Source organism: Polaromonas sp. P1_E3 (assembly GCF_056405935.1).
On sequence record NZ_JBFUBD010000297.1, the window covers coordinates 1 to 3,410 of the forward strand.

Here is a 3,410-nt window from a genome sequence, read left to right on the forward strand (position 1 = left end):
ACACTGGAGTTCTCCAACACCACGCCCCTGCCCGCCAAGATTTATGCGGGCGAAGGTTGCGCACAGGTGCTGTTTTTCGAAAGTGACAAGGACGACGTCTGTGAAGTCAGCTACAAGGACCGTGGCGGAAAATACCAGGGCCAGGTCGGCGTGACGCTGCCCAAGGCATAAGGAAATTTACGCGCAGATTCCGGGCGGGCGCTCTGCAAAGAGCGCCCGTTTCGTTTCTGACAATCCGGAGGGTCCAGCGCAGCTTCGCAGGACTTTGCGCCTGTAGGCAAGCGGCTGTTGTACGCTGCCGCATCGCTTTCAGGGCGAGCCGCGAGCGGCCAGCGCGGCGCGGGCCGCGGCCAGGTCCCAGCCCGCCCAGCCGCAGCTTTTGAACAGCACCGGTCCGGCAGGCTTTTTGATGTCCTGGCGTATCACGTCGGCCAGCGTGGCAAAGCGGCCCACGTCCAGCCCTGCCTGTAGCAGGTCTCCGGCTTCGTGAACGGCATCAGCCGTGTCGACAAAGACCGAACCCTTCGCCGCGAAGTATTGGCATAACGCTGCGCTCAACTCCATCATGGAGGGAGTGAAAGCGCCAACGGCACTGATGAAGCCGTCAGGCCGGGGCAGCGCACTGAGGACCACAGCGGCAGCCGGCGTGCACGTGACAGCCAGTGGGCAGTCGGCCAGCGCAGCGTCGGCGTCGTGCACCACGCGCGCGTTCAGGCCCAGCGATTGCGCGCGCTGCGCCAGGGCCTGTGCGCTGGCGTAGCTGCGCGAAGCGATGCGGAATTCGCGCACCCCCAGGCCTTCTGCAAAGGCCTCGAGATGCGCCAGACCCTGGACGCCGGCACCGACGATGAGCATGGGGCCGTGCGTGTTGRGTGCCAGCCGCTGCGCGGCCAGCAGCGAGACGGCTGCCGTGCGCCGGGCGGTGACGGTGGGCCCGTCGAGCATCAGCTGGCGGCTGCCCGTAGCCACGTCAAACACCACAACGTCGCCCTGGATAGTGGGTCGACCGGTGCCGGCATTGCCGGGTGTAAAGGTGATCAGTTTGGTGATCGCGGTGCGGGCGTCCAGCGCCGGCATCACAAACAGGCTGCCTCCCCCAGGCAGGGGTTGCACCACGCGCGGCGGCACCTGGACGGTACTGTCCTTGAGCAGATGCGTCAGCTCGCTGACCAGCAGTGGGTAGGGCAGGCGGGCGACGGTCTGGGCGGGGCTGAGCAGCGTGGGCGTCATGGGGCCATGGTAAAGCGAGGAAGTGGAGGGGCGATACGAGAAGGTGTCGGCGCCCGGCGTTACGTCGCGTAAAAAAATGAAAGGTTTTTATCCTACATATTCCCGGGAAAAGTGCTGGATGGAAACCGCAAACACTTCCCTAGGATGAAAACAGGTTCACAGGGAGGCCTGCCATGTTTTCTGACCACTTGCAAAAATTCGACAAAATGCCATACAAGACGCTGCTCTGGGTAGCGGCTGGGCTGGTGTTTGTTTGCCAGCTGGCAGCCTTCGCGTTTGTGGCGGACGGGCAAGTCACCAAAGCCAGGATCCGCGACTATCAGCGCCAGGTTGAAGTGCAGGCGATTGCGCAGTGCATCGAAAACACCGCCGGTGCCGCCCGCCAGGGTTGTATCCAGCAGGCCCGCGTCGCGGCCGCCTCAGCCTTACCGCCCGTGATCGCCAGCGCGCAAAAAGGTCAGGCTGTGGCCGATTCATCGGGGGAATCCAGCGGTGTGATGGCCAGCAACGCAGCAGGCGCCACTGTCAGCAGCATGCTGCCAATGCAGCCGGCGCAGGGCTTTATGCCGGCGTCCTTCGCTATCCGCTGATTCAGCAATCATCGGAAGGTCTTGCGGCCGGTGCGGTTAGCATGTGGCCACGATGAAACCGTCACGTCCGCTCTCGCGCCTTTACCAGCCGCGCAATCCCCTGTTCTGGCTGATGCTCACGCTCAATGCCTTGTCGCCAGCGCTGGCCTGGGTGGTGCATAACCGTCCCTTGAATGCCTGGGCCACGGTGCTGGTTACCTGTTTTGCGCTGGGTAACGCCGTGATTGGCACCTTCCTGCTGTGGCGGTTGCTGCGGGATGATCCTGCCGCACCCCCGCAGAACACCGAAGCGCCAGACGCTAATTGACGGCCCCGGCGCCTTTGACAATGTCGTGGGGCGTGGCCAGCGCCGCTGCTACGGCCAGCCGCAACCCGCGCACAATTTCTTCCAGCGGCAGGCTGGGTTTGCCCTGTTCGGGAACATAAGGTACATGGATGAAGCCGCCGCGGGTGCGTTTCAAGCCGCGCCTGGTGGCCAGCGCATGCATGAGCGCATAAAACACGTGGTTGCAGACGAAGGTGCCCGCGGTCTGTGACACCTCGGCCGCTACACCGGCTTCCTGCAGCGTCTGCAGCATGGCCTTGATGGGCAGGCTGCTGAAGTAGGCGGCAGGCCCGCCTGCCACCACCGGCGTGTCGATGGGCTGACTGCCGCAGTTGTCGGGAATGCGTGCATCGTCCACGTTGATGGCAACGCGCTCCAGAGAAATCGCGCTGCGCCCGCCGGCCTGGCCGACGCAAATGACCAGCGCGGGCTTGTGCAAGGCCATCAGCCGGACGAGTTCGGTGACGGAGTCCCCAAACACGGTGGGCAATTGCGCCGCCACCAGGAGGTGGCCCCCTATGCGCTTGCCGCCCAGCGCTTGCACCGCCAGCCAGCTGGGGTTGAGGGGCAGGCTGCTGTGCCCGGTGTCGCCGAAGGGGTCGAAGCCGGTGAGCAGGACACGGGGGAGCGAAGAAGCGGAAGGGGCTGTGCGCATGCCGCCATTGTGAAGGACGGCAGTGTTTTGGCTATCCCCAGCCCATCCGGACATTTCCGTGCCCGTTGCCGCGCCGGATACCGGCCCTCCGGGTGGGTGAAACGGGCGACCGGGCTCCACCCGATTGTTCGGCGGTTGAGCTTACTTTTTGATCAGCGCGCCGGTTTCGCTGTCGAATTTCACGACCCGCACCTGGCCGTTCTGGCCGGGAAAGTTGTCAAACACGGCGCGAACCAGGTAAGGCACGACCAGCGGAAGGTCGCCACTGCCGCCCTCGTAGACGGCGCGTGATTCGAACACCGTACGCGGCGGCTTGCCCGGCGGCGTGCCCTGGGTGTCGAGCAGCCGCACGCGCAGGCTGTTGGTGTAGATCGTCATGTTGAGCTGCCGGTCGCCCACATAGCGTGGCCCGAAAGGGTCGGGCATCCAGCCGCCCGCGTAAAGACGGCCCGCGGCGTCGCGGTAGGGCGGCATGAAGACAAAATTGTCCTGGTAAACCGGCTGCACAAAGGTTTTTTCCTCGCTGCGGCTGCTGGCCGCCACGTCAACCTGCAGCCGCCCTGCCTGGCCTTCCGGTGCGCGCCTGAGGCCGCGTTTCTCAAGCTCGGCC

Annotated in this window: 6 protein-coding genes; 3 read left to right on the top strand and 3 right to left on the bottom strand. The window is 64.7% G+C overall.

Annotated features, from left to right (window positions below; all coding sequences use genetic code 11):
• A partial coding sequence (locus tag AC1D0Z_RS18080; protein WP_477659587.1) for a dCTP deaminase occupies positions 1 to 171 on the top strand: 171 nt, incomplete at its 5' end.
• A gap of 138 nt (positions 172 to 309) precedes the next feature.
• Here AC1D0Z_RS18080 and AC1D0Z_RS18085 read toward each other — a convergent pair.
• Positions 310 to 1,230, bottom strand: a complete 921-nt coding sequence (locus AC1D0Z_RS18085) for a delta(1)-pyrroline-2-carboxylate reductase family protein (protein WP_477659582.1) — start codon at positions 1,228 to 1,230, stop codon at positions 310 to 312.
• 173 nt (positions 1,231 to 1,403) lie between these two features.
• On the opposite strand from AC1D0Z_RS18085, the gene AC1D0Z_RS18090 reads away from it, so the two are divergent.
• Positions 1,404 to 1,820 carry a hypothetical protein gene (locus AC1D0Z_RS18090; protein ID WP_477659583.1) on the top strand — a complete coding sequence of 139 codons (417 nt, stop codon included), beginning with the start codon at positions 1,404 to 1,406 and terminating at the stop codon, positions 1,818 to 1,820.
• Between the two features lie 52 nt (positions 1,821 to 1,872).
• Positions 1,873 to 2,127, top strand: a complete 255-nt coding sequence (locus AC1D0Z_RS18095) for a hypothetical protein (protein ID WP_477659584.1) — start codon at positions 1,873 to 1,875, stop codon at positions 2,125 to 2,127.
• Here the strand turns inward: AC1D0Z_RS18095 and pcp are convergent.
• Together pcp and AC1D0Z_RS18105 are read right to left on the bottom strand one after the other, a co-directional pair.
• Complete coding sequence (pcp, locus tag AC1D0Z_RS18100; protein WP_477659585.1) at positions 2,120 to 2,800, bottom strand: pyroglutamyl-peptidase I; 681 nt, start codon at positions 2,798 to 2,800, stop codon at positions 2,120 to 2,122. The genes AC1D0Z_RS18095 and pcp overlap by 8 nt on opposite strands.
• A 141-nt stretch (positions 2,801 to 2,941) precedes the next feature.
• On the bottom strand, positions 2,942 to 3,410 hold a 469-nt coding region (locus AC1D0Z_RS18105; protein WP_477659586.1), incomplete at its 5' end, for a DUF4136 domain-containing protein.